The following is a 412-nucleotide window of genomic DNA, read 5'->3' on the forward strand; positions in this document are numbered from 1 at the left end:
CCTCATTGGGCAGCGAGCGGCACTTCTCCAGCAATTCACTATCAATCTCTCCGGTCACCAGCAACGTCGCAAACACCGGTTGCCCATCCAGCCCGATCGGCGAGTCCAGCAAACCGTCATCCCCGGTAATGCGCTGGCGTTCGTGCCAGAGCAACTGGCCGTCGCGGCGGATATCCAGGTGGGCCTGGAAGTGCCCGAGGTCGAAGCGCTCGCCACTGGCCGGACGCCCCAGCGCGACCACGTCCCAGTAGAACAACCGGGCATCGCCCTCAAGATCAATGCTCGTGCTGAGTTCAGCCTGAGCGGCGCTGAAGATAATCGTCTCTTGCGGCAGCCACTCCAACGTAGCACCGGCGGCAACGTGCAAGTCGAGTTTCTGATATGCCGGCCCGGCCGCGCGATACCACTTGGC

At 62.9% G+C, this 412-nt stretch carries 1 protein-coding gene; it reads right to left on the minus strand.

Features of this window, described 5'->3' with window-relative positions:
- Positions 1 to 412, minus strand: a 412-nt coding sequence (locus AC1DD3_RS22145; protein ID WP_476882535.1) for an urease accessory protein UreD, incomplete at both ends; no start/stop codon positions are given.

The sequence above is a fragment of the Arthrobacter sp. 05T444 genome (assembly GCF_056395905.1).